At 67.3% G+C, this 26,074-nt stretch carries 29 protein-coding genes and 1 pseudogene; 10 read left to right on the top strand and 20 right to left on the bottom strand.

Translation table 11 applies throughout. The features are described from left to right. Positions 1 to 30: 30 nt before the first annotated feature. The 5 genes and pseudogenes from ABIQ69_RS03725 to ABIQ69_RS03705 all read right to left on the bottom strand — a co-directional run bounded on the left by ABIQ69_RS03725 (position 31) and on the right by ABIQ69_RS03705 (position 5,059). On the bottom strand, positions 31 to 306 hold the full coding sequence (locus ABIQ69_RS03725; protein WP_350349058.1) for a hypothetical protein: 276 nt from the start codon (positions 304 to 306) through the stop codon (positions 31 to 33). A 123-nt stretch (positions 307 to 429) separates the two neighbouring features. Continuing rightward, positions 430 to 1,374 (bottom strand): hypothetical protein, encoded by a 945-nt coding sequence (locus tag ABIQ69_RS03720; RefSeq protein ID WP_350349057.1) that lies wholly within the window; start codon positions 1,372 to 1,374, stop codon positions 430 to 432. An 85-nt stretch (positions 1,375 to 1,459) separates the two neighbouring features. Continuing rightward, entirely contained in the window at positions 1,460 to 2,782 is a 1,323-nt protein-coding gene (locus ABIQ69_RS03715; RefSeq protein WP_350350070.1) for a zinc-ribbon domain-containing protein, read from the bottom strand. Positions 2,783 to 2,809: 27 nt separating this feature from the next. Beyond that, positions 2,810 to 3,427, bottom strand: a pseudogene (locus ABIQ69_RS03710) (zinc-ribbon domain-containing protein); the annotation flags it as partial. 480 nt (positions 3,428 to 3,907) lie between these two features. Then, positions 3,908 to 5,059, bottom strand: a complete 1,152-nt coding sequence (locus ABIQ69_RS03705) for a site-specific integrase (RefSeq protein WP_350349056.1) — start codon at positions 5,057 to 5,059, stop codon at positions 3,908 to 3,910. Between the two features lie 85 nt (positions 5,060 to 5,144). Here ABIQ69_RS03705 and ABIQ69_RS03700 point away from each other — a divergent pair, with 85 nt between their 5' ends. Next, positions 5,145 to 5,867: a CPBP family glutamic-type intramembrane protease gene (locus ABIQ69_RS03700; protein WP_350350069.1), complete on the top strand. Its 723-nt coding sequence runs from the start codon at positions 5,145 to 5,147 to the stop codon at positions 5,865 to 5,867. A gap of 88 nt (positions 5,868 to 5,955) precedes the next feature. Here the strand turns inward: ABIQ69_RS03700 and ABIQ69_RS03695 are convergent, their stop codons facing one another. The 4 genes from ABIQ69_RS03695 to ABIQ69_RS03680 form a co-directional block, all read right to left on the bottom strand. Beyond that, positions 5,956 to 6,948, bottom strand: a complete 993-nt coding sequence (locus ABIQ69_RS03695) for an acyl-CoA desaturase (RefSeq protein ID WP_350349055.1) — start codon at positions 6,946 to 6,948, stop codon at positions 5,956 to 5,958. A 324-nt stretch (positions 6,949 to 7,272) separates the two neighbouring features. Further along, entirely contained in the window at positions 7,273 to 7,764 is a 492-nt protein-coding gene (locus ABIQ69_RS03690) for a hypothetical protein (protein WP_350349054.1), read from the bottom strand. A gap of 156 nt (positions 7,765 to 7,920) precedes the next feature. Beyond that, positions 7,921 to 8,892: a diacylglycerol kinase family protein gene (locus ABIQ69_RS03685; protein ID WP_350350068.1), complete on the bottom strand. Its 972-nt coding sequence runs from the start codon at positions 8,890 to 8,892 to the stop codon at positions 7,921 to 7,923. Positions 8,893 to 9,056: 164 nt separating this feature from the next. Beyond that, on the bottom strand, positions 9,057 to 9,221 hold the full coding sequence (locus ABIQ69_RS03680) for a hypothetical protein (protein ID WP_350350087.1): 165 nt from the start codon (positions 9,219 to 9,221) through the stop codon (positions 9,057 to 9,059). Between the two features lie 184 nt (positions 9,222 to 9,405). On the opposite strand from ABIQ69_RS03680, the gene ABIQ69_RS03675 reads away from it, so the two are divergent. Then, a complete protein-coding gene (locus ABIQ69_RS03675; protein WP_350349053.1) occupies positions 9,406 to 9,702 on the top strand; it encodes an ATP-dependent DNA ligase in 297 nt (98 codons plus the stop codon). 72 nt (positions 9,703 to 9,774) lie between these two features. On the opposite strand, the gene ABIQ69_RS03670 is transcribed toward ABIQ69_RS03675, so the two are convergent. The 3 genes from ABIQ69_RS03670 to ABIQ69_RS03660 form a co-directional block, all read right to left on the bottom strand. After that, positions 9,775 to 10,029 carry a hypothetical protein gene (locus tag ABIQ69_RS03670; protein WP_350349052.1) on the bottom strand — a complete coding sequence of 85 codons (255 nt, stop codon included), beginning with the start codon at positions 10,027 to 10,029 and terminating at the stop codon, positions 9,775 to 9,777. Positions 10,030 to 10,338: 309 nt separating this feature from the next. Continuing rightward, on the bottom strand, positions 10,339 to 11,559 hold the full coding sequence (locus tag ABIQ69_RS03665) for a Fic family protein (RefSeq protein WP_350349051.1): 1,221 nt from the start codon (positions 11,557 to 11,559) through the stop codon (positions 10,339 to 10,341). Positions 11,560 to 11,612: 53 nt separating this feature from the next. Continuing rightward, positions 11,613 to 11,918, bottom strand: a complete 306-nt coding sequence (locus ABIQ69_RS03660; protein ID WP_350349050.1) for a DUF2510 domain-containing protein — start codon at positions 11,916 to 11,918, stop codon at positions 11,613 to 11,615. A 41-nt stretch (positions 11,919 to 11,959) separates the two neighbouring features. On the opposite strand from ABIQ69_RS03660, the gene ABIQ69_RS03655 reads away from it, so the two are divergent. Continuing rightward, the gene (locus ABIQ69_RS03655) at positions 11,960 to 12,370 is read left to right on the top strand and encodes a hypothetical protein (RefSeq protein WP_350349049.1); all 411 of its coding nucleotides are present in this window, start codon (positions 11,960 to 11,962) and stop codon (positions 12,368 to 12,370) included. Between the two features lie 171 nt (positions 12,371 to 12,541). Here ABIQ69_RS03655 and ABIQ69_RS03650 read toward each other — a convergent pair whose 3' ends face one another. Next, on the bottom strand, positions 12,542 to 14,002 hold the full coding sequence (locus tag ABIQ69_RS03650) for a diguanylate cyclase (RefSeq protein ID WP_350349048.1): 1,461 nt from the start codon (positions 14,000 to 14,002) through the stop codon (positions 12,542 to 12,544). Between the two features lie 47 nt (positions 14,003 to 14,049). On the opposite strand from ABIQ69_RS03650, the gene ABIQ69_RS03645 reads away from it, so the two are divergent. After that, positions 14,050 to 14,808: an EAL domain-containing protein gene (locus tag ABIQ69_RS03645; RefSeq protein ID WP_350349047.1), complete on the top strand. Its 759-nt coding sequence runs from the start codon at positions 14,050 to 14,052 to the stop codon at positions 14,806 to 14,808. A 72-nt stretch (positions 14,809 to 14,880) separates the two neighbouring features. On the opposite strand, the gene ABIQ69_RS03640 is transcribed toward ABIQ69_RS03645, so the two are convergent. Next, positions 14,881 to 15,399, bottom strand: coding sequence for a GNAT family N-acetyltransferase (locus ABIQ69_RS03640; protein ID WP_350349046.1), 519 nt, complete (start codon positions 15,397 to 15,399; stop codon positions 14,881 to 14,883). A 187-nt stretch (positions 15,400 to 15,586) separates the two neighbouring features. Between ABIQ69_RS03640 and ABIQ69_RS03635 the strand changes: the two genes are divergently transcribed. Both ABIQ69_RS03635 and ABIQ69_RS03630 read left to right on the top strand, forming a co-directional pair. Further along, entirely contained in the window at positions 15,587 to 16,300 is a 714-nt protein-coding gene (locus ABIQ69_RS03635; RefSeq protein WP_350350067.1) for an FCD domain-containing protein, read from the top strand. Between the two features lie 6 nt (positions 16,301 to 16,306). Beyond that, entirely contained in the window at positions 16,307 to 17,527 is a 1,221-nt protein-coding gene (locus ABIQ69_RS03630) for an aminotransferase class V-fold PLP-dependent enzyme (protein WP_350349045.1), read from the top strand. Here ABIQ69_RS03630 and ABIQ69_RS03625 read toward each other — a convergent pair. After that, on the bottom strand, positions 17,467 to 18,099 hold the full coding sequence (locus ABIQ69_RS03625) for a GrpB family protein (RefSeq protein WP_350349044.1): 633 nt from the start codon (positions 18,097 to 18,099) through the stop codon (positions 17,467 to 17,469). The two genes, ABIQ69_RS03630 and ABIQ69_RS03625, sit on opposite strands and share 61 nt — an antisense overlap. Before the next feature lie 150 nt (positions 18,100 to 18,249). Between ABIQ69_RS03625 and ABIQ69_RS03620 the strand changes: the two genes are divergently transcribed. Continuing rightward, positions 18,250 to 19,473 carry an epoxide hydrolase family protein gene (locus ABIQ69_RS03620; RefSeq protein WP_350349043.1) on the top strand — a complete coding sequence of 408 codons (1,224 nt, stop codon included), beginning with the start codon at positions 18,250 to 18,252 and terminating at the stop codon, positions 19,471 to 19,473. Between the two features lie 19 nt (positions 19,474 to 19,492). Here ABIQ69_RS03620 and ABIQ69_RS03615 read toward each other — a convergent pair whose 3' ends face one another. Further along, positions 19,493 to 20,146 carry an NAD(P)-binding domain-containing protein gene (locus ABIQ69_RS03615; protein WP_350349042.1) on the bottom strand — a complete coding sequence of 218 codons (654 nt, stop codon included), beginning with the start codon at positions 20,144 to 20,146 and terminating at the stop codon, positions 19,493 to 19,495. Positions 20,147 to 20,210: 64 nt separating this feature from the next. Between ABIQ69_RS03615 and ABIQ69_RS03610 the strand changes: the two genes are divergently transcribed. After that, positions 20,211 to 20,567 carry a helix-turn-helix domain-containing protein gene (locus ABIQ69_RS03610; protein ID WP_350349041.1) on the top strand — a complete coding sequence of 119 codons (357 nt, stop codon included), beginning with the start codon at positions 20,211 to 20,213 and terminating at the stop codon, positions 20,565 to 20,567. A gap of 22 nt (positions 20,568 to 20,589) precedes the next feature. On the opposite strand, the gene ABIQ69_RS03605 is transcribed toward ABIQ69_RS03610, so the two are convergent. Then, complete coding sequence (locus ABIQ69_RS03605; protein WP_350349040.1) at positions 20,590 to 20,967, bottom strand: MarR family transcriptional regulator; 378 nt, start codon at positions 20,965 to 20,967, stop codon at positions 20,590 to 20,592. 168 nt (positions 20,968 to 21,135) lie between these two features. Between ABIQ69_RS03605 and ABIQ69_RS03600 the strand changes: the two genes are divergently transcribed. Together ABIQ69_RS03600 and ABIQ69_RS03595 are read left to right on the top strand one after the other, a co-directional pair. Further along, positions 21,136 to 22,143 carry an NADP-dependent oxidoreductase gene (locus ABIQ69_RS03600; protein ID WP_350349039.1) on the top strand — a complete coding sequence of 336 codons (1,008 nt, stop codon included), beginning with the start codon at positions 21,136 to 21,138 and terminating at the stop codon, positions 22,141 to 22,143. A 146-nt stretch (positions 22,144 to 22,289) separates the two neighbouring features. Continuing rightward, positions 22,290 to 22,814, top strand: coding sequence for a VOC family protein (locus tag ABIQ69_RS03595; RefSeq protein WP_350349038.1), 525 nt, complete (start codon positions 22,290 to 22,292; stop codon positions 22,812 to 22,814). 540 nt (positions 22,815 to 23,354) lie between these two features. Here ABIQ69_RS03595 and ABIQ69_RS03590 read toward each other — a convergent pair. From ABIQ69_RS03590 to ABIQ69_RS03580, 3 genes are all read right to left on the bottom strand, one after another. Then, entirely contained in the window at positions 23,355 to 23,561 is a 207-nt protein-coding gene (locus tag ABIQ69_RS03590) for a cold-shock protein (RefSeq protein WP_350349037.1), read from the bottom strand. 118 nt (positions 23,562 to 23,679) lie between these two features. Next, a complete protein-coding gene (locus tag ABIQ69_RS03585) occupies positions 23,680 to 24,756 on the bottom strand; it encodes an acyl-CoA desaturase (protein WP_350349036.1) in 1,077 nt (358 codons plus the stop codon). A gap of 175 nt (positions 24,757 to 24,931) precedes the next feature. Continuing rightward, positions 24,932 to 25,975 (bottom strand): zinc-dependent alcohol dehydrogenase family protein, encoded by a 1,044-nt coding sequence (locus ABIQ69_RS03580; protein ID WP_350349035.1) that lies wholly within the window; start codon positions 25,973 to 25,975, stop codon positions 24,932 to 24,934. Positions 25,976 to 26,074: the final 99 nt, after the last annotated feature.

Here is a 26,074-nt window from a genome sequence, read left to right as displayed (position 1 = left end):
TGCCGGAAGCGGATCCCTATCGGACTGACGTCAGGTCAGAACGAGTGTGGCAATTGTCGCTGCCCAGGGATACGCCTCGATCGCTTCGTCAAAAGTACGAGACATCAGCCGCTCAGCAAGAAGCGCTTTCGTTCTTAGGTCAAAGAGGTGCACTGCCCGCAGATCGTTCGCAGGGTTGATCACGAAATCCAGCCGAACCGGGTAGCCCTTGATGGACCCAAACACCGAAGTGCCGAAGGGTCCCACGGGCATTTCGTTAGCCGCCACGAACTCAGCGTCGTTGTTGATGAGCTGGAGGTTGACCAACTTGACTAGCGCCTCTGTGTTCACATTTGCCTTTCCATGCGACAACCGTAGGGCACGCGCTCCCCTAGCAGGTCGCTCACGAGTAGGACAGCAATGGGCTACCGGAGCGGGCGATCTGGAGCCCTACACCGAGAGGTGGACGTTCTCGATGCCTTGCTCCGGCTCCTTAATGCCTCCCATGAGACTTGGGAGTAGCCATTCATCCGCAACACGCTGGCTGTTGCTCAGCGTCAGCATCGAGGCACCCTCAATTCTGCGGGCAATCTCACGAACGTCATCCCACATCGAGCCGGCGCTGACCTGCGCACGAACATGGTCAAGGTGCTCGATGGAGGGCCCGTAAACCTCCGCGACTCCTCCACACCATGTCCACCTGTTGAGTTGCTCGACCTGAAAGTCCTCGAGATCTACAATCGGGATCTCGATCTTCCATTCGCCGTTGACCCGAGTGATCCGCTTGGAAAAAGGGCCTCCTGCAAGTCGAATGCCAAATCGTTTGCGAAGGGGTACGAAATACCCGAACGAGTCCCAATCGCCGTAGCGGATGCCCGCAATAGCGCGATCGTTCAGAATGAAATCGATGCTCGGTGAGCGAACGAACTCCCATCGGGCTCGCAGCACGGCGCTCCCGACCCGTGGGAGATTCATGAGGTAGCCGACATCCATGTTCTCGCGAGACATACCCATTTCCTCGGCAAGAACGTCGAGTGAGAGTTCGAGGTCGGGGGCCCTGGCGAATTGGCTGGTCACGTACGCAGCGACTCGGATCCAGTCATCAGCAGGGATGGCCCCGCTGGGGCTGCTCCCTATGCGATCGACCTCTTTGTGTGCCATCTTCTCGAAGGTGGCGAAGTAATTGTCGTTATCCCAGCCTCCTTCGGGGAACGGCGAGCCGCGATAGATGTCACGCGAGAAGCCGACGTTTTCGGCCCGTGCCATGAAGTTCACATCGGGAACGAATCGATGCACGGCGACCATGCTCTTTCGACGTATTGCTTTCGGTGTCTCCGAGAAGTAGCCGATGCACGCCGCTGGGACGTGGTGCCGTTTGTCGGTGCTGCCTACCATCGAGCCCAACCAAGTGCGTCGAGTGCGGGATCAGTGTATGGAAGCGTGGCTGCCGGCGGAGCCTCAGGGTTCCTAACAGGACTAATCATGCCTCGCCCATGGGAGGTAAATCGGCGGGTGAGGCGACATCGCCTGTAGGCGAAGGTTCCGGCGAACGCGTGGTCTGCGCCTCCAGCCATTTGAGGATGGTCGCGACGGTCGGCTGAAGAAAGAGCGCGAGCCTGTCGTCGGTGCCGGACCGGTATCTATAGTCCAATTGCAGGAGCCTCGGGTGCTCGAGCTCAAGATGCGGGAGCTCGCCCTGCCGAATGCGCACAACGAAGTAGCCGGCTTCAAGGATCGCGGTCGTCTTCGCGATGTCCACATCGGCACGGTTCTCGTGCCACGCGAGTCCGTCGTACTCGATCGCAACCGGTGCTCCTCGATAGCTGCCGGATATGTCCAACTCGGCTGCGGTCTGCGGCCCCCAGGGCACCGGCACCTTCCGGCCGTGCGCCGGAGCGTCAAGATGATCGGCCAGCGCCTCAAACAGGACCCGCTCGATCCGGGATGCCACACGGCGCGAGCACTCCGGGCACTCGTTCCCCCCGAGCGCTCGGTTCGAAACCGACGTCTGCCAGCGGTGCTCGGGATCCACGACGCACACCCAGTGGGCACGATATCCGGACCCCGCGGTCACCTGCTGGGGCGTTCTCGTGTTCCTCTCCCGGTCCCACGCCGCAGCGACGTCCGGATGCGTCGTGGCAAGGTCCATGCTGCCCACGTGTATGCGCTTTCCGGCGCAGAAAGGGCAGCCGCGCCCGCCACCGCTATTGCGGCTGTTCACGCTCGCCAGCCACTTGTGGCGCGCGTCATTCGGGCAGATCCAGTTCACCTTCCGCGCGGACGAGAACGTGACTTGGTCGGCCCGGATCGGGTTCGCAGGGTCCCACTCGGCCGCCAAGCCAGGATTCCGGGAGGCGAGGTCATTGAAACCAGCGAAGGCGCGGCGGCCTGAGCAAATCGGGCAGCCGTAACCCTTGGCACGATCGCCCACTCTTGCCCGCCATCGATGTTCGGTGTGTGCCGGGCACACCCAGCCAACTATCTTGCTCGTCACGGTAGTCACCTCCTCGGGAGCGAGCGCGTTGGAAGGATCCCACTGCGCGGCGAGGTCGGGGCGGGCGGTCGCGAGGTCGTTGACGCCGGCGATCGCGATACGGCCCTCGCATACCGGGCAGTACGCACCGGATTGCACTTGGCTCGTGATAGGTCGCTGCCAACGGTGGCGGGCATCCTTTGGGCACACCCACCACGCCACCTTGCTCGAGCCCGCAGTGACGCCCTCCGGTGCCGAAGAGTTCGCGGACGGGTGCCATAGCTTGGCGACGTCCGGCCGGCTCGTGGCAAGGTCGTTCACGCCCGGCATGACCTTCTTCCCCGCGCATACCGGACAACCCCCGCCACTACCACTACTGCGGTTGTTCAGCGTTGCCTCCCAGCGGTGGCGAGGATCAACTGAGCAAACCCATGAGAAGCGACGGTTCGAGCCAGCGACCACCTGCGTGGCGGGTAAGGGGTTCTCATCCGCCCACTCTGCGGCGAGGTGAGGGTGCGTGGCCGCAAGATCGTTCACACCGCGGATGACCTTCTTCCCCGCGCAGACGGGGCACCCCTGACCCTGGAGTGCTCGCGCGCTCACCCGAGACCGCCACCGGTGCTGCACATGCACGCGGCAAACCCACGCAGCCTCATACTTCGAGCCAGGGCGCACATCAGTGGGCGCCTTCTCGTTCACAGCCAAATCCCACTCCTCGACAAGACCGGAGTGCGTGGTCGCCAGGTCATTGAAGCCAGCGAGGGCGCGTCGGCCAGAGCAGTACGGGCAGCCTCCGCCACGGGAACGGTTCGAGACGGACTCGCGCCATCGGTGCAACGGCCCGACTTCGCACGCCCAAGAAGCCTTCATGTTCGAGCCAGCCGTGACCGCGTCCGGGCCGAACCCGTTCGCCTCGTAGTCCCACTGCGCCGCAAGTTCGGGATGCGTCTCAGACAGAGCTGGTCGTCTGGTCATGGTGTCGTCACCATACTCCAGGGAAACATTTCCAACTTTCTGCTGCTTGAGGAATGTGAGCCGCGGCAGTTGTAGTGCGGGTCGCGCCGCCGCGCGACGGCTACGAGGCGAGCGGTGTCGGATGACAATCGATGCAGCCGAATTGGGCATGCCGGATCGGGATGACACTCGGACGCGGCATGCAGCTCGACTGGTCGGCCCGAATCGCTCGCTTGGGTCGACCGCCGTCCGAATCCGCGCCAAGTCTGGGCCATTAAAGGGCCATTAATGGCCCGAAAAGCAACTGAAACCAACTGTGACGATTTCGCGGAATCCCTGATCAGCGCGATATCGCAACCATAGGAACAGTGCCGAAAACCGCCCAGGCTCACTGAAAATCGAAAGGTCACCGGATCGATGCCGGTCGGAGCCACTTAACCCCCGGTTTACCGGGGGTTTTTGTTTTCTAACCGTCGAACACTCCGCGCAAACCCCGCACATTCAAATCATCCCATCGAGCCGCCGCCCCATCACCTCAGCAGCCTTCGTGGATCCCTTCAGGGTGTTCATGTAGACGTCTTGGGTCATCGACGGATTCTCGTGGCCGAGGTAATCGGCGATCTCGGTGGCGGACAGCCCTTCCTTGTCAAGGATCGTAGCCACAGTCTTGCGGAACGAGTGCGTGGAGAGCTCGGGGTAGCCGAGTGCTTCGCGCCGGTCTCGGATCTCACGCTGCGTGTTCGAAGGGTCGCGCAGGCGCATCAGGGGCGTCGGGAAGAGCAGCGTGGTGAACTCCCGCAGCCGCTCGTGTCGCCGCCGGAGCAGCTCCACGGTCTGCGCCGGCAGCGGGGTGACCCGTGCGGACTTCTCGGTCTTTGGGAACTCCTGGCGCACGATCCCCTTGCCTTTGACGCGGACGTTGATGGCTTCGACGGCGGCAGTGCCGGCGGCGAGGTCCACTGAGGCGATATCGAGGCCGCACGCCTCCGCGACGCGCCAGCCTGAGCACAGCATGAACTCGATCAGCTCGATGGTGTCCCATTTCTCGAGGTCCGCGTCAGAACGGATCTTGGCGAGAAAGCTCGGCAGCTCATCGATCGGGATGGCCGCGCTACCGCGCATCTTTCCCTTTGGTCGGGAGATACGCTCCAGCTCACGCACGGGGTTCTTTTCGATCGCGCCATTGACCACAGCCATCGACATCATCCCGCTCAGAGTAGAGCGGCAGTTCTTCGCCGCCCCGGCCCCACTCTCCTTCTCAACGCGGTTGAGGAAGGGCTGCAGACGGGCCGGCTTGGCTTCGGCGACGGTGGGGTCGCCGATCCTTGGCACGATGTGCGCGGTGACGGCATAGCCGTAGGTCTCAAGGGTGCCCTCCGACCGCCCGACATCGCGCTTCGCGTCAAGGAACATCTGCGCGAGGACGCGCAGGGTTGTCGTCGGCTTGAGCTCACCACCTCGATCCGCTTCGACGGTTGTGAGCGCCTGCTTCAGCGCAGCGATCGCCTTCGCACTGCTCGGTCCGTATTTCTCAACCTGACGGGCCTTTCCATCGGCGAATCGGTATCGCGTGCGCGCCCGCCATTTGCCGGGCGACACCTCGATCACATTGATCATGCCGTACGTCCCGATAGCTGTCCTGGGTCGAGCCATCAGTGCTCCTTTCCCATAGATTCACGGATCTCGTTCACAAGCACGCGAGTGACTCGGCCACGCGCCTGAGGCGTGCTATCGACACCTGCCCGCCAGAAGGATTCCTCCTCGAGGGGTCGCGACCAGAGCCCGAGCGCCAGCCGTCGAAGTTCGGGGACGCCGATCCCGAGCTTCTTCGCCGCCCGCTCCTCGGCCAAGCTGCCCGCACCACCGACGGCGGGGATCCGCCCCGTCGGCACAGGAGGCATCTGCGACTGGTCCAGGAGTTGCTCGAAGTGCGCGTCCTTCTCTGCGCGCGGAAGCGTTCGACCGCGCAACTCCCCCATCCGCCTCAAGACCTCTTCCTCCAGCTCGTCATCCCACTCATCACCTCGGCTTCTTCGCCGCGTCGATCGTCCTGCTGCTGGTCGGCTTCACCGAGGAAATGGCGACCCGCGGCCTGCTGCTCGTCGGCCTGCGCAGCCGACTCCACGAGGGATGGGTGTGGTTCATCAGCACAGCAGCGTTCGCGGTCATGCACCTCACGAACGCGCTCGGCGGACAGGGCCTCGACCTCACGATGACCCAGGTCGGCATGGCGTTCCTCGGCGGCACCGTGTTCTACATCCTCCGCCGCACGACCGGCACCCTGATCTGGGCCATGGTGCTCCACGGCCTGTGGGACTTCTCGACCTTCGCAGTCGGGCACGGCACCGCCGGGCCGCTTGCCCCGCTCGCCTCCCCGGTGTTCATGCTCGCCGGCGCGGCAGGCCTCATCGTCGTCGCGTTCGTCATCCGCGGCGCCAACGAACGCACCTCCTCGCTGTAACCGGCCCCACGTCAAAGCGCCCCCTCTCCTTCTGGAGAGGGGGCGCTTTCGTAGTCACGAACGTGGGCATCGCTGGACCGGTCCCGGTCTAGGAAGCGCCGAGGTGTTGGCGTTGGGCGAGGAGGGGGCATTCGAAGGGGTCGCGTTCGCCGAGCCCGACGCGGTTGATGTAGTGGAAGACGATGGCGTAGGACCGCCAGAGCGTCGTCTGCGTGTATGGGACATCGTGGCTGGTCAGGTACTTCGAGATCAGGGGTGCTGCACGTCGGAGGTGGGGCCTGGGCATCGAGGGGAACAGGTGATGTTCGATCTGGTAGTTCAGTCCTCCCATCGCGAAGTCGAGGAGGCGGGTGCCTCGGATGTTCCTGCTCATCAGGGCCTGGCGGCGGAGGAAGTCGAGCTTCAACCCCGCGGGCACGAGCGGCATTCCCTTGTGGTTCGGCGCGAACGACATGCCCATGTAGACACCGAATAGCCCGAGCTGGATCGCGAGGAAGACGGCGGCCTTGTCGGGTGAGAGTACGAGGATGACGAGCGTGAGGTAGCCGAGGAGGCGGACGGTCAGGAACGCAATCTCGACCGGCCTGCGCTGCACTTTTTCGCGCATGAGGACGCGGTGCACGCTCGAAGCGTGCAGCGAGAGGCCCTCCAATAGGAGGAGCGGGAAGAAGAACACGCCTTGGTGGGCGATTACCCAGCGCATGAGCGCTGGTCGTGGACGGGTCGCTTGTTCTGGGGTGAAGGCGACGACGGGGAGTTCGATGTCGGGGTCCGACCCGATGCGGTTCGGGTTGGCGTGGTGGCGGGTGTGCTTGTGCTGCCACCAGCCGTAGCTCATCCCGATGAACAGGTCGCCGATGATCAGGCTGACCCAGTCGTTCCAGCGGCCGGAGCGGAAGATCTGCCGGTGGGCGGCGTCGTGGCCGAGGAACGCGGTCTGTGTGAAGAGGAAGGCGAAGATCGCGGCGGTGAACATCTGCCACCAGCTGTCGCCGATCCAGATGAACACGACAATCGCGGCGCCGATGACGACGGGAACGAGGATGAGCTTGGTCCAGTAGTAGCCGTAGCGGCGTCGCATGAGCCCGGCGTCTCTGATCTGTTGCGCGAGTTCGGTGAACTCACTGCTCGGGGTTCGTGCGGATGCTCGGGTGGTGCGCGTTTCGGACATGATCAGTCCTTGATCTGACGGCGTTTCGTGTCGTCGCTATAGCCAGCGTGGTGCCAGTGCCCGTCGTTCGCGGTCTGCCACCGCCGTTCCCGCCGCTCGGCCGCAGAACTCCCCGGAGTGTGTCCGGCGTCCGCTACCTGTTCGGGTGGGGTGGCCCCGCCATCGGTTTCCCACCGCTGGTCGGCTCGCGCGCCTTCGGGGGTCTTTCGATGCTTCGACATGGTGATCGCCTGCTCAGTGATACTGCGAAGCGTGAGGGCGGAAGTCGACTTGCTCGGCCGCGTGAACGATGGCGGCGGCGCGGGCGGCTTCCTCTTGGAGAAGTGTGGCGGCCTCCGCATCGCGGTGCCCCTGCTCGTCGGCCGCCTCGGAGCTGATGTCGCTGAGGATCTGCCCGATCAGTGGGCCGAGGCCGTTGCTCAGTTCGGTGAGGCTGGTGCTGCCGATGATGAGACGGCGGTCCGCGGCGCGGAGCGACACCGTCGGGTAGCCGCGTTCGACGAGCTTCGCTTCAACGGAGGGTTCGGTGAGCAGGCGCAGTTCCGTCGTCGTTGGGCGCCTCGTGAACACGGCCGCGACGTCGTACCGGGCGGGAGCGCCGACGGTCCCGAGAGTGACCGGAAGCTCCGTCACGAGGACGTGCGAGAGCGCGAGGCTCTCGGCGGTGTTCATGAGAACACCGGCGTCCCGAGGGGTGACCACGATACGCGCGATGCCTTGGCCCATCGGTCGGGGCCCTCCGGATTGGCGCCGAGATGCGCCCAGAATGCTGCGTTACGGACACCTGTTGGCTCCGCACCGGTGGCTGTGTCGCCGACCGAATCTTGCTGATTGTTCTTCATTTTCAGAGTATGGTCGCCCAACATGTGCGCGCTCACAGTTTCAGGGCGCGGCGGTCTCGGTTTCCGGTCCGTGTGCTTGCGCCGAGACGCAGAGCTTCAGTGCGCCCGGGCGCACCGTGATACGAGCACGAGCTACGAGACCGAAACGGTCGCCATCCAACTCGACGGCATGCGGCGTGTCGAACCGGACATCGAACTGCTGGCCCTGCGCATAGTTCAGAGCCTGAACGTCAGGCGCGAGTTCGAGAAGCCTGGCTCCCAAACGAGACCCACGCGCGAAACCCTGTGCAGCAAGACGTGCGCCGATGCCTGCCCACCCGAATCTGCCCTTCGGGCTGAGCAGGACAACGTCGAGCAGCCCATCATCGACCCGTGCCGCGGGGATCAGGAGCATATTGCCCGTGAGGGTGCCACAGTTGCCAACGATGACCGTGTGCGCGCTCGCGGAACGCGTGCGGCCGCGGTCCACCCGGTAGTGCAGCCGAAACAGTCGGTGCGCGCCGATCGAGCGGGCGATAGGCGGCACATAGGCAACCCACCCCATGCGCTTTTTCGCCCACGCGCTGGTGCTATCCGCCATCTCCGCATCCAGACCAATACCCGCCATCACCATGAACGTCTCCGTGCGGCGCCCGCCCTCCCCATCCTCGAGGAGAGCGACGGCAACATCCACCTCGCGCATCGTGCCGGTAAACGCGACTGCGACAGCCCCATGGACATCGTTCAGGGGAACCCCGAGGTTCCGCGCCAAGAGATTTCCCGTCCCTGCCGGAACCAGCGCCACCGGCACCCCCAGCGGATGGGCCGCAGCGCACGCCACCCGAACGGTTCCATCCCCACCGGCGACGATCAGCACGGCAGGTTCCCCCGCGAGGGCGTCCTCGACCGCCTCTCGCCCTGAGTCGTCGGCCGCAGTCCCATACCAGCGAGAGGGAGCCCACCCTGCGCTGCTCTCGTGCCGTTGAACCGCTCGCCGCAACTCGCCAAGGCGCACCTTGACGGGGTTGTACACCACTGCCGCGTGCCGAACCTGCACGCTCGCAGCCTACGCCGGCACCTGACTCCGGTCACTCAACCCACAGGATCTGAGAATTCCTACATTTCGGAGCGGATCGGAGTATCGTCGGCCCCATGTGGACGGTACTCGTAATCTTGCTCGTGGCATGGGCGGTGCTGTCAATCGTCGGCTTCGTTTTCGAAGGCCTTCTGTGGCTCGCCATCATCGGAATCGTGCTGTTCATCGGCACTCTCATTTTCGGGATCATCCGACAACGTGCCCGCCGGGCGAACCCCTGACTCAGCGACATCAACCTGAAGAACGTGCGGCGCACGAATCAGCATGGGATGGCGCGAGGCTCTCCGATGTGCTCAATAGAGCGCCCGCGTACCACCAGTACGGAGTAGCTAGGTGACGGGCGACATAGGCCCATGGCCCGTCGACTCCGGCGCACCTCACTCTGCTGAGGCCTTGCTCGGCGAAGTCAAGGGGGTAACCGCAACTCGTTCGCGTGCGTAGCGTGCGGGCATGGGGAAACTGATCTACGGCGCACGGAAGATCGATGTTCCCGATCGACCGTTGGCGCATTTGCAGGCCGTCATGGTGGACAAGCTTCGGAGGGGTGAGACGTTCAGCTTGACGCTGAGCGCCGATGGGGCGCAGAAGACGATGATCTTCGGACCTTCGGTGCAGGTGATGTTCGAGTACGCGAGCAACCGCACTCCGCGACTGAACCGGAACTGGCTCAAGCGTCTTTCCGAGGTGGGGTACGCCGGTGATGGTCTCCAGCTCGTCGCGGAACCGGACGACCCCGACGAGTCGTAGGCCTACGCGAGCTCGGTCGTGGCGGTGGGGCGAATGGTACCGATGAGGCGCATGACTCGATCGTACGGGCGCTCAGTACAGCTCCCGTGGCGGGATGAGCTCGCCGTCGGGAAGGATCGCGAAGCCGCAAGTAGTGAGAGGCAGGCCCTGGAACTCTGGCCGCATCGGGCGTGGCCACTCCGAATCCGGGTCGATGCCGATGTGGCACGGCTCGCACCACCGGCTCGGACGCTCGGGTGAAAGCACCGGCGCGCCAAAGCGGTCTCGGCCAAGATGCACCTGCTCGGCGCCGCGCTCGCGGCCGCAGTCTGGGCACAGGTTGCTCATGAGGTGACGCTAGCGCGAACGTCGGACACGGAGCGGGTGCAAGCGCGTCCGGCTCGCCTCACCGGTGTTCATGCTCGCCGGCGCGGCAGGCCTCATCGTCGTCGCGTTCGTCATCCGCGGCGCCAACGAACGCACCTCCTCGCTGTAACCGGCCCCACGTCAAAGCGCCCCCTCTCCTTCTGGAGAGGGGGCGCTTTCGTTGTCCCGGTCCGCGTCTCCGGCGGTAAAGACGCACTGCGAGCCGACGCCATGTAGTGGCGTCATCCTCCGAGAGACCGGCCTCTAGCGTCGGCGGCTAGAAGACACGGTCTAGCCGCGCCGGCGTCGTGCTCGTTCACCGAAGGCGTCGAGTGCAGCGAGGATCTCGCCTGCTTGCCAGAGTCGGTTGCGCCGGCCCTCGCTGATCTTCGTGAGGACCTCGGCGTCGACGAGCCGGTCGATGGAGTTCTGCGCTGCGACGTCGCTGATTCCGAGTTCCTGGGCGACAGTCTTCGCGTTCACGACCGGCTGCATCGGCAGGTAGCGCTTCACGCGGTGCACCGCGGAGTCGCTGCGGGCGGTCACCCGCTCGTCCCAGCCCGCCACCGCCGCCTGGATGTCCTCGACGAGCCGGCGGCCGTTCTGCACCGCACCGAACACCGCGTTGGCGACCGAGATGACGATGGCGTCGGGGTCGCCGGCCCGGAACGCAGTGAGCGCAGCGAAGTAGCCATCGGTGTCTCGCAGAAGACCCGCTGACACGGGCACGGCGACGTTCCGGGTGAGTCCGCCGTGACGCAGCATGCCCTGTAGCAGCGCTCGCCCGGTGCGGCCGTTGCCGTCGGGGAACGGGTGGATGGTCTCGAACTGCGCATGCGCGATCGCAGCCTGCACGAGCACCGGCACGTCCGTGCGCGCGGCGAACGCCACGAGGTCGCCCATGAGCGCGGGGACCAGGTCGTGGTGAGGCGGCACGAACGTCGCCGCGTGCGGCGAGATGCTGCCGCCTCCGATCCAGACCTGCTCGTCGCGCCAGCGCCCCACGTACTCGGGTGCGCTCTCGCGCAGCAGCGCGTCGTGCATCGCGAGGATCGAGGCTTCGTCGAGGCGGTCGGCCATGCTGATCGCGGCGCGCATGGCGCGCACGTTCGCGACGACGAGGCGCGCGTTCTCAGACCTCGCCTGGCCGATCTCCGCGAGGGCGACCTGCTTCGCACTCGAGGTCAGGTTCTCGACCTCGGAGCTCGATGCCGACTCCGTGCGCAGAAGGATCGACGCGAAGGGCGCTGCGATCATCCCGGCCTCTGCGTCGAAGCGCGCGAGCTCCTGGCTCGCATCGTCCGCCAGCGCAAGAGTCTCTGCCTCGAGCGCGACCCGAGCATCCGCGACGAACGGCGGGACGGCCGCCAGGTAGTCCCCTCGTGCTGCACGCAGCGCCCGCCTCGACCCGAGCTCATCTCCGCTGCGTACCCAGGGGTGCTGTTCGTAGTCGAGCGGCGGCCACGCGGCCGAGGTGGGCTGCTCGGTCGGACGGGCGGGATCTGAAGGCATGGTTCGAGTATACCAAAGGTTAGGCCCGTAGCCTTCGGTATGGTGGCACTGCGTCAACGTCCCTCCGAGGAGATGAGACTGGCAAAAGAAGAACCCCCGCCGCCCGAAGGGCAGCAGGGGTTCATCGAAGGTGGGGTCATTTGGCGGCGCCTACCCGATGGCTCGGCGCAGCTCGCGCGGCAGGGACGGGGTCCTCGCCACCAGCGGCTTCCGGCAGTCCCGCGTTGGTCAGGCTTCGGACGGAACTCGGTATCCGACCAGCGCGTGCCGTCCCACCAACGTTCTACATCCGACGTCTCGGGGTCTTCATGCCATCCTGGCGCCGGCACCAACTCTGTCACTGCGCGCTCAGCCTCCATGAATAGTGATACCCGGGGTCAATTATCTGTACGTTGGCGGGGTGCAGCACTCTCGACTGGCGGCCATCGCGATAGTCGCGGCCATCGGTCTCGCAGGCTGCACCGCTCAATCGATGGAGTCAGACCTGCTTCGTTCAGCATTCGCCGACGCCACGCTTGAGCGTCGCGCGGTCGACGAATGCAACTCGACTTTGGGAGGCCACCGCTTGCTGGCTGCCATCGAATCGCCCGCCTCAGAAGTGCGCCAGGTGGGAACTGAGGTTCAGACTGTCGAGGGCTGGGCCGACGCCCTCCCGGTTGACGAGGAGACCTTCGCGGCGATCTGCATCATCGACGCAGAGGGTGTGCCCGGCGTACGGGGCGATCCGGACTACATCGCATTCTGGGTGAGCAAAGGGTCGACCCTCGGAGCCTCAGGAATCATCACCGCTTGGGCTCGCGACAGCAGATAGCTCACGGCCCATCGGTGCCAAACCTGCGCCATCAACGTGCCATCAAATGCGCGAAAGCGAACGGGCAGAGCCGGCATCCTCAGATACGGACACTTCGCGCAGTCGTTCGCGCTCGCGCTCACAGGCGGCACAACGCAAGAGACGGCGAGAGCTGCAGGAACGCAGCAGCCCCTACTCGACCCGCTGCCGCGCCGACCGCACATTGAGCGCGGCGACCCGATCGCCGCCGGCCATCTTCGCCTCGTACATCGCGTGGTCAGCCGTGCGAATGAGCTGGTCGATGACGATCGGCTCGCCGGAACCCTCGATCGTCACCACGCCGATGCTGGCGGTGATGCGCAGGTCGGCCGGCAGGTCGTCGTAGGGCTCGGCGACGGCGACACGGATGCGCTCGGCGAGCGCGAGCGCATCCTCAGGCCGATCGATCTCCGCGACCGCGATGAACTCGTCGCCTCCGAACCGGCCGAGCACGTCGCGTTCGCGGATGACTCCGCGCAGACGCGCGCCGACCTCGGTGAGCAGCGAGTCGCCGGATGCATGTCCCATCCGGTCGTTCACGGACTTGAATCCGTCGAGGTCGATGAAGAGCACGGCCAGCGCCGCGAAGTCGTTGAGCAGCGCCCGGTTGACGTCTTCCTCGAACAGCCGCCGGCTGGGCAGGCCCGTCACCTCGTCGTGCATGGCGGCGCGCCGGAGCGTCTCCTCGAGCCGGATGCGCGTGATCGCCTGAGCGGCCTGGCCAGACAGGGCCTCGGCGAGCGGCGCGGCCTGGTCGTCGAACTCGCGCGGGTGGTCGAAGTAGCAGATCATCGAACCGAGCGCGTCGCCCTTGTACCGGAGCGGCGATGAGATCGCGGCTTCGATGCCAGACCTGCGGTAGACGTCGCTCATGCCGACGCCGGGCACATAGGCGTCGGCGTCGTCGGGCGTCCGGACGACGAGCACGCCGCCATTGAGGAGCGTGACCGTCCCGGCGGGGCGGAAGTCCTTCGGCCAGTTGCCGGCGAGCGGATTGACGCCCGCCACCTGGACGATGCCGTCGGGCTCGCGCAGGTGGACGCTCACGAAGGTCGCCGCGAAAGCACGCTGCGCGACATCGACGAGGAGCTCGGCCGCATCGGTCTCCGAACGGGTCTCGGCGAACCCGACCGACGAGTTCAGGAGGATCTGCAGTCGCTGGCGACCACGTTCGGTCTTCGCCTCGGCGCCGCGGAAGCCGAGCCTGAACGCGGAGCGCGCCGACACGTCGTAGACAGCGATCTGCATTCCGCCGCCAGCCGCCACACCCTCGATGGCGCCGATCACGACCGGGCGGACGATACCCGACGCGCCGTGCAGGGTCGCGTCGGTCGGCACCATCCCGTCACCGCCAGCAAGCGGCATACGCAACTGGAGGATGCTCTCGAGCGGCCGCCCCAGGACATCCGCGCGGTCGCTGCCCAGCCAGTCGAGGAGCACGGGGTTGGTGTCGACGATCGCCCCCTGCGGATCGATCGCGATGAGCCCGCACGACGTCAGCCGGGGAAGGGCTGGTGCCTCAGGGGCGGAGGCACTCTGGGGGTTGGGCATGGAGGAATGATCGCCGGGCGGCGTGCGGGTGTCAATTCCGTGTGATGGATCCGACGACGCCACGCGACCGAGCGGCGAAACCCTGCACTCGCGTGCCGTAGTTTCGAGGTGTGCGAAGTCTCGAGTCCGCGCTCCGCGGCGCCGTCGACCGCGACGAGATCTTCGCCGTCTTCCAGCCGCAGGTCGACCTCGCCACCGGCCGGGTGGTCGGCGCCGAGGCACTGTGCCGGTGGAAGCATCCTGAATGGGGCCTGATCCCGCCGGACGAGTTCATCCCGGTCGCCGAGGACACCGGCCTGATCGACGAGATCGGCCGCTATATGGCGGAGCAGTGCTGCCGGGCGCTGGCGGAGTGGTCCACGCCGGAGGATCCGATCGACCTCTCCGTGAACGTGTCCCCCGTGCAGCTCGAGACGCGCGAATTCACCGAGTGGCTCGTGCAGTGCCTGCGCCGCTACACGAGGCAGGGCGGCGTGCTCACGCTCGAGATCACCGAGTCGCGCGCCGTCACCGACATCGCGCCGGTGCTGCGTCGCCTGGGCCCACTCCGGGCGATCGGCGTCGGCATCGCCGTGGACGACCTCGGCACCGGACATGCATCCATTACGCAGCTGCGCCGCTTGCACGGCACCGAGGTCAAGCTCGATCGCACCCTCGTGGGCGACGACTCCCCCGAGGCGCTAAAGACCATGTCACGCGCGGTGGATGTCGCGCACCGGTCGGGCATCCGGGTGGTCGCCGAGGGCATCGAGACCGAGGAGCAACTCGAGCGCGTACGCCGGCTCGGGTGCGATCGCGGGCAGGGATGGCTGCTCGGCCGCCCGATGTCGGGCGAGGGGATGCACCGGCTCGTGCGCTCACGCCCCTAGCGCCGATGGCGACCCCGACCTGCCGATGCTCGTGTGCGCGATCGAGAGCATCCCGCCGCTCGACCCGGCCCGCTAGTGAGTGACGACTGCCGGGAGCACGTAGCGGTGGCACGAGACGGGCACCGTGCCGTGCTCCGTCTGCGCGTCGTAGGCAAAGGGGCCGGCGTCGCGCCAGCCCTGCCGCTCGTAGAAGCGTCGGGCCCGCGCGTTCCCGCTCGCCACCGCGAGCCACGGCTCGGCGTGGCCGGCGGCGCGCACCACCCGCACCGCGTCGGCGAGCATCAGCCCGGCGATCCCGCTCCCGCGGGCCTCCTCGGCGAGGTAGACCTGCTCGATCTCGTCGCCTGAGCACACCGTGAAGCCGACGATCTCGTCGTCTACCACCGCCACACGTGTCGAGTCGATCATGCGCGCCGCTCGCTCGCGGAACGACGCCGACGTCCGCAGCAGGCTCAGCGACTCGGGCACGTGGCCGTCGTGACCGGCGTGCCAGCCGGGCTCCCAGATCTGTGCGATCCGCTCCGCATCGGCCGGCACCGCGGCACGGAACTGCACCGGCGGACGGGGCCGATCCGAGGTGTGGCCGCTCATGAGAGTGTCTCCGCTCCGCTCGGCTCAGAGAGGGCAGGCCGAGGCTGTTTCTCGAGAAACTAGCACACCTCAGACAAGTAGACAGGTAGTGTCTCGGGCATGGAAGGTTCGAGACACGCAGGACACAGGCGGGCCGCGGGTCGGGCGAGCGTGGACGTCACCGACGAGGCGGGCTGAGGTGCCCGCCATGGTCTCCGTACAACGCAAGTCACTGGCGGATCAAGCCGCCGATCTGCTCCTCGAGCGGATCGCGTCGGGCGAGTGGCCGGTCGGTGGGAAGCTCCCGGGTGAGACGACGTTGGCACCGCAGCTCGGCGTCGGCCGCTCGACTGTTCGAGAGGCGATCCGACAGCTGGCCGGCCGGGGCGTGCTTCAGACGCGGCAGGGAGCAGGAGTCTTCGTCGCGGCTGCTGACGCGAGTGAGAACTGGGGTCTCCTTCTGCGCAGAGCGGACATCGTCGCCGTCATCGAGGGGCGCATCGCCATCGAGACCGAGGCTGCTGCGCTCGCCGCGGAGCGGCGCACCTCATCCGACATCCGGGCGATGCACGAGGCGCTCGCCCGGCGGATCACGCCAGGGCAGACGACCGCCCAGTACGTGGACGCCGACAGCGTGGTTCACCGCGCCATCGTGGCGTCGGCCCACAACGCCGTGCTGCTCGAGTTCTTCGACGGCTTCACGCCACGCATGCGCGAGGCCATGATCGACATGCTCGACCTGCCATCGAACGCGACGACCTGCGACGCCGGCGTGCCGGGCGAAGATCACGAGGTGCACGAAGAGATCGTGCGGGCGATCGCCGACGCAGATCCCGCCCGAGCCGCCGCCCTGACCCGGGCTCACCTGACGGCACTCAAGGCGGCACAATCATCCCCACCCCCAACGGAACGACAGGAGTAGACCAGCATGGCCATCGATGTCGCACTCGCTCGTGTCGACACCCCCGGGGTGCGGAACGTCGCCCACTTCAACAACGCGGGGTCCTCGCTTCCACCGCGACAGGTCACCGATGCCGTCATCGACCACCTGCGCCGCGAGAGCGAGATCGGCGGATACGAAGCTGCAGCAGAAGCGTCCCCCAGGATCGAGCGGGCCTACGACGAGATCGCGGCGCTGATCGGATGCCACCGCGATGAGATCGCCATCGTCGAGAACGCCACCCGTGCCTGGGACATGGTCTTCTACGCCCTCGCCTCCACCTTCCGAGCCGGCGACCGCATCCTCACCTCACGGGCCGAGTACGCCAGCAACGTGATCGCATTCCTTCAGATCGCGGCCCGCACTGGCGTCGTGGTGGAACCGGTCGACGACGACGAGACCGGTCAGCTCAGCATCGACGATCTCCGTCGACGACTGGAAGCACCGACCACGGGACCCGTGCGACTCATCGCGATCACCCACATCCCTACCCAGGGTGGTCTCGTCAATCCGGCGAAAGAGGTCGGCGACCTCGCGCGCGCATACGGTGTGCCCTACCTGCTGGACGCGTGCCAATCGGTCGGACAGATGCCCATCGACGTCACCGAGATCGGCTGCGATTTCCTGACCGCCACGGGCCGGAAGTTCCTCCGAGGCCCACGGGGCACGGGTTTCGCGTACATTCGGCGCGACTTCATCACGGCGCTCGAACCACCGTTCCTCGACCTCCACGCAGCCACGTGGACGACGCCGGATGGATACCGCATCCGGGAGGACGCACGCCGGTTCGAGAACTGGGAGACGAACGTCGCCGCGAAGATCGGGCTCGGCGAGGCCGTCGCGTACGCGCGATCCTGGGGACTCTCCGACATCGAAGAACGCGCCAGCACGCTCGCCGACACCCTGCGACAGCGATTGGCCGAGCTACCCGGCATCCAGGTCCACGATCGCGGTGACCGGACCTGCGGAATCGTGACATTCACGATCGACGGAATCGACCCGCACACTGTGCAGAGCCGGCTCACTGAGCAGCGCATCAACACCAGCGTCTCCGTCATGGAATACGCCCGTCTCGACCTCGAGCACAGAGGCCTCCCCGCCGTGGTACGCGCCTCCGTGCACTACTTCAACACGGACCGCGAGATCGATCAGCTGATCGAGACGCTTCCTGCGCCCGCGAGACCGGCGGCGCGGAACGCACGGTCGTAGATCTCACGGATCACGGCCTGCTTTCGGGCGTTGTACTGCATCACGGTCTCGCCGTGCGCGTTGGCGTCGGCGGCGGTCTCGCGTTTGACCGCGGCGTACAGATCGCGGTCGACGGTGTCGCGCCGCAGGTGATCGCGGAAGATCCGGTGCTTCCAGGGCTCGGGCGCATCGGGCCCGAACACATGGACGTTCGTGCGAGGGGCGGCGTGCCGCAGGCAGCGGTGCTCGTGCCACCACGGCTCGCGCACGGTGAGCACGAAGCCCTTGGCCTCAAGAGCGGGGAGCCAGGAGGCTTCGTCAGCCGGGTTCGCGACGATCACATCGACGTCGATGATCGGCTTCGCCGGCAGGCCCGGCACCGAGGTCGACCCGACGTGCTCGATCTGCAACGCCCGCGGGCCGAGTGCGTCCTGCACGAGGTCCGCGATGCGGGAGAACGCCTCCGGCCACGAGGCATCCGGTTCGACGATGGCGATGTCGCCGTCGCGCGCCTCCGCGCCCGCGACCCATGGGCTCGCCCCGGGCGGCGGCGGACTGTCTGAGAACGTGACGATGTCCCGTGCGCTCGGCATCCGATGATGATCTCACACCACACCAGCGGGTCGCCGAGGCTGGAACGGATCGGGCGGGCTCGGATACCGTCGCCGGGAAGCCGGTCTCGCGACGCGAGCCGAGCTCACGCGAGCTCATCCTGCTCGCGGGTCGAACTCGAGAGGAGCCCCGTGGACGACAGCGTGCAGAGGTTCGAAGCCACCACGCCGGAAGCGGACCTCGACGACCTCCGTACCCGCTTGACCAACGCGCGCTTCCCGGAGGCGGAGACCGTCGACCCGGAGACCTCGGGTTCTGCCCGGTGGAGCCAAGGCGTTCCGCTCGCCGATCTCACCGAGCTCGTGCACTACTGGCGGACCGCGTTCGACTGGAGGCCGTTCGAGGCGCGCCTCGCGGAGATCGGGCAGTACCGCACCGTCATCGACGGGCTGGGCATCCACTTCCTGCACCATCGATCCCGGCGCCCGGATGCCCGCCCGCTGATCCTCACGCACGGCTGGCCGGGCAGCATCTTCGAGTTCCTGCACGTCATGGACGACCTGGCGAACCCCGAAGACCCGAGCGCTCCGGCATTTCACGTCGTCGCTCCATCCTTGCCCGGGTTCGGGTACAGCGAGCGGCCGACGACCACCGGCTGGGGAATGGAGAAGATCGCGGGCGCCTGGGTGACGCTCATGGGCCGCCTCGGCTACGACCGGTTCCTCGCTCACGGCGGCGACTGGGGCGGAGTGATCACCACCATGCTCGGCGCGAGGCATCCCGATCACGTCCTCGGCATCCACACCACGCTGGCGCAGGCGCCTCCGGGCTTGTCGACGGACGGACTCACCGACGTCGAACGAGAGTGGGTCGAGGAGACCGGCACGTTCTGGGGTGGCGGCCAAGCGGCGTACGCGAAGCAGCAAGCGGCCGCACCGCAGACGATCGGGTATTCGCTCGTCGACTCACCCGTGGGCTTGCTCGCCTGGATCCTCGACAAGTTCGCCGCGTGGAGTGACACCGACGCGTCGCCGTTCGAGCGGATCGACAAAGACACCCTGCTCGCCGACGTCACGCTGTACTGGCTCACACGCACCGGCGCCTCGGCCGCGCGGATCTATGCCGAAAGCCACGGCGGAGTCAACAGGATCGATCCCGAGCTCGTCGTCGATGTGCCGGCGGCGATCACGATCTACCCCGAAGACATCGAGAAGGTCCCACGTCCGTGGGCGGAGCAGCGCTTCCGCGGCATCGTCCGATGGTGCGAGCCCGACGCCGGAGGGCATTTCCCCTCGCTGGAGGTACCGGACTTCTTCGTCGACGATCTGCGTGAAGGCCTCGCCGCCGTGCTGGCGGCGGCGGCCGCGGACGACTCGGTGCGGGGCAGCGGGGCAAGCGACAGGTTGGCACGCTGACGCACGCGACGGTGGCGGGTCAGTGGCTCCCGGGAACTGAGGACTTCGGATCGATGCCGCCGAACGCCAGCGCGATCACCGTTGCTGCGAACTCTTCGAGCTGTCGCGCGCGATCGAGGCCGCCGAGCGGGTGCGGAGTCGCGCCGACGTGCCGCACGAGCATGCCCGCAAGCTCGAGCGACTCGCGACTGCTTCCGGCAATCGTGACGACATCGCGCGGGGTCGCCTGATCCCAGTAGGTCGCGGGATGCACATTGAAGGCTTTCACCACGTGCGCTCCTGGGGCGTGCGAAGCGATGTGCTCGGCGGCGGAACCGGTTGCGAGCAGATGGCGACCGACACCGTGCGCGACGGGGTTGGTCGGGTCGATGATCGTCTGAGACGCCAGCGCCCCGGTCGGCGCGCCGGCCTGCGCGAGCACGTCGTCCACCGCTGCCCAGGGAACCGCGAGCAGGACGACGTCCGCGCCCTCCACCGCGGGCGCCACTAGAGACGGTGCCACCCCGCACCCGATCGCGGCGGCTGCCGCCCGGGCCTTCTCGATGGATCGCCCGCCGATGGTGATCTCGTGGCCGTGAGCTGCCCATTTCGCGCCGAGCGCCTGAGCCACGTTACCCGTGCCGAGAATGGCGATCTTGAGCGTGGAGGGCTGCGAGTGTCCTGCGTGTGTCATGTGGTCCACGGTACGAACCGGCCCACGCACCGAACGGTGTGCCCTCGGCAGCCAGGATGGAAGCATGACCGAGGTTTCGCGCGGGGATGACCGAGTCGCCGACTGTCACGTCCGGGCGGCGACGGATGTGCTCAGCCATCGGTGGGATGGCGTCGTGCTCGCTGCCCTCGGATCGGGTCCGCGTCGCCGCGTGGAGCTGCTGAGGACCATCGGTCAGGTCAGGGACAAGCCTCTGACCGAAGCGCTCACGCGGTTGAGCGAGGCGAATCTCATCGTGCGCCGTGAGGTTCGGAACCCGCCAGGCATGTCGTACGAACTCACCCCGCTCGGGCAGAGCTTTCATGACGGGCCGTTGCAAGCCCTGGCATCGTGGGCGCACGAGCACGGCGAGGAGCTCCTTCAGCCTTCCCCCGCTGAGTGATCGCGGGTGACTCGCGGGGCGATCAGCCGCCCATGGCCTTGCGCAGCAGCACCGCGAGGTGGTCCTGCTCGTCTGCCGTCAGCCGGCTCTGAGCTTCGCGCGCGAAGGCGAAGGCCGCGTCGAACTGCGCGCTGGCCGCATCGCCGTCCGGCGTGCGAGCGATCAGCCGCGCCCTGCCGTCTGCGGGGTCCGGTTCCCGGACGACGAGTCCGCGCGCCTCGAGACGGGCGACGATCTGAGTGATGTTGGATGCGTCGCACCCGAGTTCCTTCGCGAGCCCGCTCATTCCGCGGCGCTCGTCGAGCCGGATGAGCACGCAGACCTGAGCGACGCTGAGCTGCTGGCTCGCCGCGGCCGCCTCGTAGGCCCGGTCATAGGAATCGACGAATTCGTAGAGCACGTCGTCGAGACCGGATGCCGTCGGCGTGAGGGAACCCGTCATGCTGCCAGATTACGCGAACTACTTGATTTGCTCAAGCAACTGTGGTTCCGTGTGATTACTTGATCCACTCAAGCAGTTGACGAACACCCTGATCGCCGCTCAGTGCGGCACACGAAAGGCACGGACATGACGCCTCACACCCGGCAGCTCCACCTGGTGAACCGCCCGATCGGCGAGCCGAGCGACCGCGACTTCGCGCTCGTGTCCGCACCGATTCCGAGCCTCGCGCCCGGCGAAGTGCTCGTGCGCAACACGTGGCTGTCCGTCGACCCGTACATGCGGGGCCGCATGAACGACACGCCCTCCTACATCGCCCCCTTCCCGCTGCACGCGGCCCTCGAGGGCAGTGCCGTCGGCGAGATCATCCAATCCCGATCCGTGGAGCTTCCCGTGGGAACCCGAGTCAGCCATTTCGCCGGCCTGCGTGAGCATTCGGTGCTCCCCGGCGCCCACGCGACGCCGATCGACGTCGGTGACGTTCCCGAGACGGCGTACCTCGGCCCCCTCGGCACCACCGGCCTGACCGCCTACGCAGCGCTCACCCGCATCGCCCCCGTGCACCAGGGTGACGTCGTCTTCGTCTCGGGGGCTGCCGGAGCCGTGGGCAGCGTCGCCGGGCAGCTCGCTCGCCTCCTCGGCGCCGCACAAGTCATCGGCTCCGCGGGTGGGGCGGCGAAGTCACAAGCCCTGGTCGAGGACTTCGGATACGACGCAGCGATCGACTACCGCGCGGATGACGTCCGCGAACGCCTCGCCGAGCTCGCACCCGGCGGCGTCGATGTGTTCGTCGACAACGTGGGCGGAGCCCAACTGGAAGCCGGAATCGGGCGGATGCGGCCGCACGGCCGAGTGGCGATGGTCGGCGCGGTGAGCCAGTACAACCTCGCCCAATCACCGACCGGCCCGAACAACCTCTACGAGGCGTCCACCAAGGAAGTCACGCTGCGGGGCATGCTCGTCACGTCGCATTTCGACCTGCTGCCGGAGTACCTGGGCCGGGCGATCCCATGGCTCGCCGACCGCTCGCTCCGCACCCGCGAAACGGTGGTCGACGGCATCGAGAACGCGCCGGTCGCGCTGCTCGGCGTCCTCACCGGCGCCAATATCGGCAAGATGCTCGTGAAGGTCGGCTAGCCGGGCAGAGAGGTGCGTGGCAACCGCGCCCCACATTCGAGCTTGCCGCCGCACGGCGGCACACCGACCGCCATTCCGGCCGAAACCTGTCCGAATCGGCTTCTACCGTGATGCACGAGCACACACGATCACCCAGGAGGAGCTCGATGAACGCACGCACCGCTTTCCAGCCCGAGGGCTACACGACCGTCGCACCGTGGCTGGTCACCGATGACACGGGGGCGCTCCTCGACTTCATCGCCGAGGTCTTCGACGGCGCGGAGCTCGCCCGGGTGCGAACCGAGGACGGCGGCATCGGGCACGCCGAGATCCGCATCGGCGACACCGTCGTCCTCGCGTTCGACCGGCGGCCCGAATGGCCGGCGCTCCCGAGTCTGCTGCGCGTCTGGGTTTCGGACGCCGATGCGGCGGTGGAGCGGGCGGTCGCGGCGGGCGGCACCGTGATCACCGCGCTGAGCGACAATGCGTTCGGGCAGCGCGGCGGGCGGGTCCGGGATCCGTTCGGCAACATCTGGTGGGTGCAGACGCAGGTCGAGGTCGTCGAAGAGGCGGAGATGTGGACCCGGCTGCAGCAGCCGGTGTACGCCGATGGCATGCGAGTCGCCCAGGAGACGCTCGACGCGGAGCTGAGCGGCGCGCGTCAGGGGCGGAGCAGCGCGCCCGTCCGCTAGCAACTCGCCCGCGGCACCACAGTGGAGGGCCGCCGGGCCGGTGAGGGGAATCACCGGCCCGGCCACCGGCGGCCGCGCGAGTTGGGTCGCGGATGACGCCGATGGCGCGTTGCCCTCTGGGTCGCGCGTCTGTAGCGGAAACCGAGGCTTCGCCCCCGCCTTCGATCTCCGTCGTCCACCCGTGAGGGTACCGAGGTGGCTCGGGAACCCGAATCCCAGCCGCCGCCGCTCCGGATGGCGTTTCCCACCATAGCAACGCAGGCGCGTTCCGGGGAGGTACCGGCGCGCCGAAATCGGGAACGCAAGAACCGAAGCCGCCCACCCGGACATACCCCCATGGCGCCGGGTGGGCCCTACCCCGCCCGGCGACCCGCGGCCGCACCGGCCGCGACGAGCGCCCTCGCGCTGAGCGCGGGCGCGAGCGCGGGCGCGCTGCTGCGGTAGCACCCGCCGGCACGACGAAGGCCGGCCACATGGGCCGGCCTTCGATGCGAGTCGTGAGTGGGCCGGCGGATGCTCCGCCGGCCGACCGGTCACGACTTACGGCAGAACGCGGATGTTCGCAGCCTGCAGGCCCTTGGGGCTCTGCTCGACGTCGAACTCGACGCGCTGGTTCTCCTCGAGGGTGCGGAAGCCCCCCGTCGTGATCGCGCTGAAGTGCGCGAACACATCGCTCGTGCCGTCGTCCGGCGTGATGAAGCCGAAGCCCTTGTCGGCGTTGAACCACTTGACGGTTCCGGTGGTCATGTTGTTTTCCTTCGTGTTCTTCGGTCCGCGAGATGCGGAACCGTCGCACCCGCCCCGGAGGGTGGGCACGGCTGCTCCCCGGCGGGGCCCCGCCGGGGAGGTCTCTGGGCGCCGGCCATCAGGTCCGGCGGAACTGTCCGACCATGGGGCAGTCGAACGGGTCGCGGGCGGCGAGGCCGACCCGGTTGAGGTAGCGGATGACGATGCCGTACGAGGCGACGAGCGTCGTCTCGGTGTAGGGCGTGCCGGTCGTCTGGCAGTACTCGCGGACGATCTGGCGCGCGCGCCCGAGGTACGGCCGGGCCATGCTCGGGAACAGGTGGTGCTCGACCTGGTAGTTGAGCCCGCCCATGAGCGCGTTCGCCCACACGCCGCCCGAGATGTTGCGCGAGGTGAGCACCTGCTTGCGGAAGAAGTCGAGCTTCACGTCGGCCGGCACGATGGGCATGCCCTTGTGGTTCGGGGCGAACGAGGCCCCCATGTACACGCCGAAGACGGCAAGCTGCACGCCGAGGAAGGCGCAGGCCATGCCGAACGGCATGAGCCAGAACACCAGGCCGAGGTACACCGCGAAACGGGCCCCGATGACCGAGAGCTCGAGCGCGCGGCCGTCGATGCGGCGCTTGGCGAACAGTGTGCGCACGCTCGTGACGTGCAGGTTCACGCCCTCGAGCAGCAGGAGCGGGAAGAACAGGTAGCCCTGCCGGCGAGTGATCCAGGCGATCACGCCGCGCTGCTTCGCCGCGGACTCCTCGGTGAACGAAATCGTGTCGAACTCGATGTCGGGGTCTTTGCCGATGCGGTTCGGGTTGGCGTGGTGGCGGGTGTGCTTGTGCATCCACCACGCGTAGCTCATGCCGACGAACGCGGCGAGGAGCCGGCCGGCGCGGTCGTTCGCGGGGCCGGAGGTGAACACCGCGCGGTGGGATGCCTCGTGCGCGAGGAAGGCGAACTGAGTGAAGACGATGCCGAGCGCCGCGGCCATGAGCAGCTGGAACCAGCTGTCGCCGAGCAGCACCATGCCGGCCACGGTGCCGGCGAGCGCCAGCACGAGCACGGAGAAGATCGTGAGGTAGAACCAGTGGGCGCGACGCAGCAGACCCGACTCGCGGACGACGCGGGAGAGGGCGGTGTAGCTCTGCGTGGGGTTCGGCGCTCCGGACCCGGGCTTCGTCGCCCGTACTGATCCGAGCACCGCTGCGGTGGTGCTGAGGGTGCCGGTGGCTCCGGCGGTGGAGAGGGGGATGATCGATATCCGGCCTGTTTGCGACTTCCCAGCCGGTGTGTTCACGGGCGACCGCCCGCTGTAGATAGGGCCAGCCTACCTGGTGCGGTATGCCGGGCGGCTGTGAATTCCTCGGGCTGTGGATTCAGACGAGTTCGACGACCGTCATGCCCGACCCGCCGCCGCCCGTTCCCATCGCCGCCAGCGCGGCGGGCACGTCGTCGAGGCGGATGGTGCGCCCGACCAGTTCGATGGGTCGGAACGCGCCGCTCGCCACGGCGCCCAGCATCTCGGGGTACTCGCGCACCGTCATGCCGTGGCTGCCGAGCAGTTCGAGCTCGCCGGCGATGAGGGCGTCCATGGGCATCGCGGCGAGCGCGGCATCCCCGGTCATGAGGCCGATCTGCACGTGCCGGCCGCGCTTGCGGAGGCTCCGCACCGAGGCGAGCGAAGTCTCGATGCTGCCGAACGCGTCGATCGAGAGCTCGACGCCGCCCTCGCTGACCTCGCGCACCCGCTCGGCGGCGCCCTCACCGCCCTGCACCGGGATGGCCCCGAGCTTCTCGACCGCCTGGAGCGCGGCATCCGAGACATCCACGCCGTAGGTCTCGACGCCCGCGGCGACGGCGATCATGATGGCCGACAGCCCGACGCCGCCGCAGCCGTGCACGGCGATGCGCTCGCCCGGCTGGAGCCGCCCGCGGGTGACCACGGCGCGGTACGCGGTCGCGAACCGGCAGCCGAGGGAGGCGGCCTCGACGAAGCCGAGCGCATCGGGCAGCCGGACGAGGTTGATCTCGGCCTCGTGCACGATGACCTCTTCGGCGAACGAACCCCAGTACGTGAAGCCGGGCTGCTCCTGCGCGTCGCAGACCTGCTCGTTGCCCGACCGGCACTGCGAGCAGCGCCCGCACGCGCTGATGAAGGGAGCGGTGACGCGGTCGCCCACCGCCCACCCGCTGTCGGGCGAGACCTCCGAGCCGAGTTCGATCACCTCGCCGGCGAACTCGTGACCCGGCACGTGCGGCAGTCGCACGGTGTCGTCGTGCCCCATCCAGGCGTGCCAGTCGCTCCGGCAGAGGCCCGTAGCGCGTACGCGCACGACGGCGCCGCGCGGCGGGCAGGTGGGGCGATCGACCTCGACGACCTCGGGTTCGGCGCCGAACCCGGCGTAGCGCACCGCGCGCATGCTCCTCCTCGCTCAGGCCCCCGGAAACCAGCCCCTCGAAAGTATGGAGGATGACGCGGCGCCGTGCCGAATGCGGGCGCAGAACGAGCGGCGAGCGGA

This window comes from Agromyces sp. G08B096 (genome assembly GCF_040267705.1).
Lineage (GTDB): Bacteria > Actinomycetota > Actinomycetes > Actinomycetales > Microbacteriaceae > Agromyces.
This window is presented reverse-complemented; position numbering and strand designations above follow the sequence as displayed.

Excerpts from the sequence above, each read along its gene's own strand:
- ABIQ69_RS03720 (WP_350349057.1), bottom strand. The coding sequence starts at position 1,374 with ATGGTAGGCAGCACCGACAAACGGCACCACGTCCCAGCGGCGTGCATC.
- ABIQ69_RS03715 (WP_350350070.1), bottom strand. The coding sequence starts at position 2,782 with ATGCCGGGCGTGAACGACCTTGCCACGAGCCGGCCGGACGTCGCCAAG.
- ABIQ69_RS03705 (WP_350349056.1), bottom strand. The coding sequence starts at position 5,059 with ATGGCTCGACCCAGGACAGCTATCGGGACGTACGGCATGATCAATGTG.
- ABIQ69_RS03695 (WP_350349055.1), bottom strand. The coding sequence starts at position 6,948 with ATGCGACGCCGCTACGGCTACTACTGGACCAAGCTCATCCTCGTTCCC.
- ABIQ69_RS03690 (WP_350349054.1), bottom strand. The coding sequence starts at position 7,764 with ATGGGCCAAGGCATCGCGCGTATCGTGGTCACCCCTCGGGACGCCGGT.
- ABIQ69_RS03680 (WP_350350087.1), bottom strand. The coding sequence starts at position 9,221 with ATGCTGATTCGTGCGCCGCACGTTCTTCAGGTTGATGTCGCTGAGTCA.
- ABIQ69_RS03675 (WP_350349053.1), top strand. The coding sequence starts at position 9,406 with ATGGGGAAACTGATCTACGGCGCACGGAAGATCGATGTTCCCGATCGA.
- ABIQ69_RS03670 (WP_350349052.1), bottom strand. The coding sequence starts at position 10,029 with ATGAGCAACCTGTGCCCAGACTGCGGCCGCGAGCGCGGCGCCGAGCAG.
- ABIQ69_RS03665 (WP_350349051.1), bottom strand. The coding sequence starts at position 11,559 with ATGCCTTCAGATCCCGCCCGTCCGACCGAGCAGCCCACCTCGGCCGCG.
- ABIQ69_RS03660 (WP_350349050.1), bottom strand. The coding sequence starts at position 11,918 with ATGGAGGCTGAGCGCGCAGTGACAGAGTTGGTGCCGGCGCCAGGATGG.
- ABIQ69_RS03640 (WP_350349046.1), bottom strand. The coding sequence starts at position 15,399 with ATGAGCGGCCACACCTCGGATCGGCCCCGTCCGCCGGTGCAGTTCCGT.
- ABIQ69_RS03635 (WP_350350067.1), top strand. The coding sequence starts at position 15,587 with ATGGTCTCCGTACAACGCAAGTCACTGGCGGATCAAGCCGCCGATCTG.
- ABIQ69_RS03630 (WP_350349045.1), top strand. The coding sequence starts at position 16,307 with ATGGCCATCGATGTCGCACTCGCTCGTGTCGACACCCCCGGGGTGCGG.
- ABIQ69_RS03625 (WP_350349044.1), bottom strand. The coding sequence starts at position 18,099 with ATGCCGAGCGCACGGGACATCGTCACGTTCTCAGACAGTCCGCCGCCG.
- ABIQ69_RS03615 (WP_350349042.1), bottom strand. The coding sequence starts at position 20,146 with ATGACACACGCAGGACACTCGCAGCCCTCCACGCTCAAGATCGCCATT.
- ABIQ69_RS03610 (WP_350349041.1), top strand. The coding sequence starts at position 20,211 with ATGACCGAGGTTTCGCGCGGGGATGACCGAGTCGCCGACTGTCACGTC.
- ABIQ69_RS03600 (WP_350349039.1), top strand. The coding sequence starts at position 21,136 with ATGACGCCTCACACCCGGCAGCTCCACCTGGTGAACCGCCCGATCGGC.
- ABIQ69_RS03595 (WP_350349038.1), top strand. The coding sequence starts at position 22,290 with ATGAACGCACGCACCGCTTTCCAGCCCGAGGGCTACACGACCGTCGCA.
- ABIQ69_RS03590 (WP_350349037.1), bottom strand. The coding sequence starts at position 23,561 with ATGACCACCGGAACCGTCAAGTGGTTCAACGCCGACAAGGGCTTCGGC.
- ABIQ69_RS03580 (WP_350349035.1), bottom strand. The coding sequence starts at position 25,975 with ATGCGCGCGGTGCGCTACGCCGGGTTCGGCGCCGAACCCGAGGTCGTC.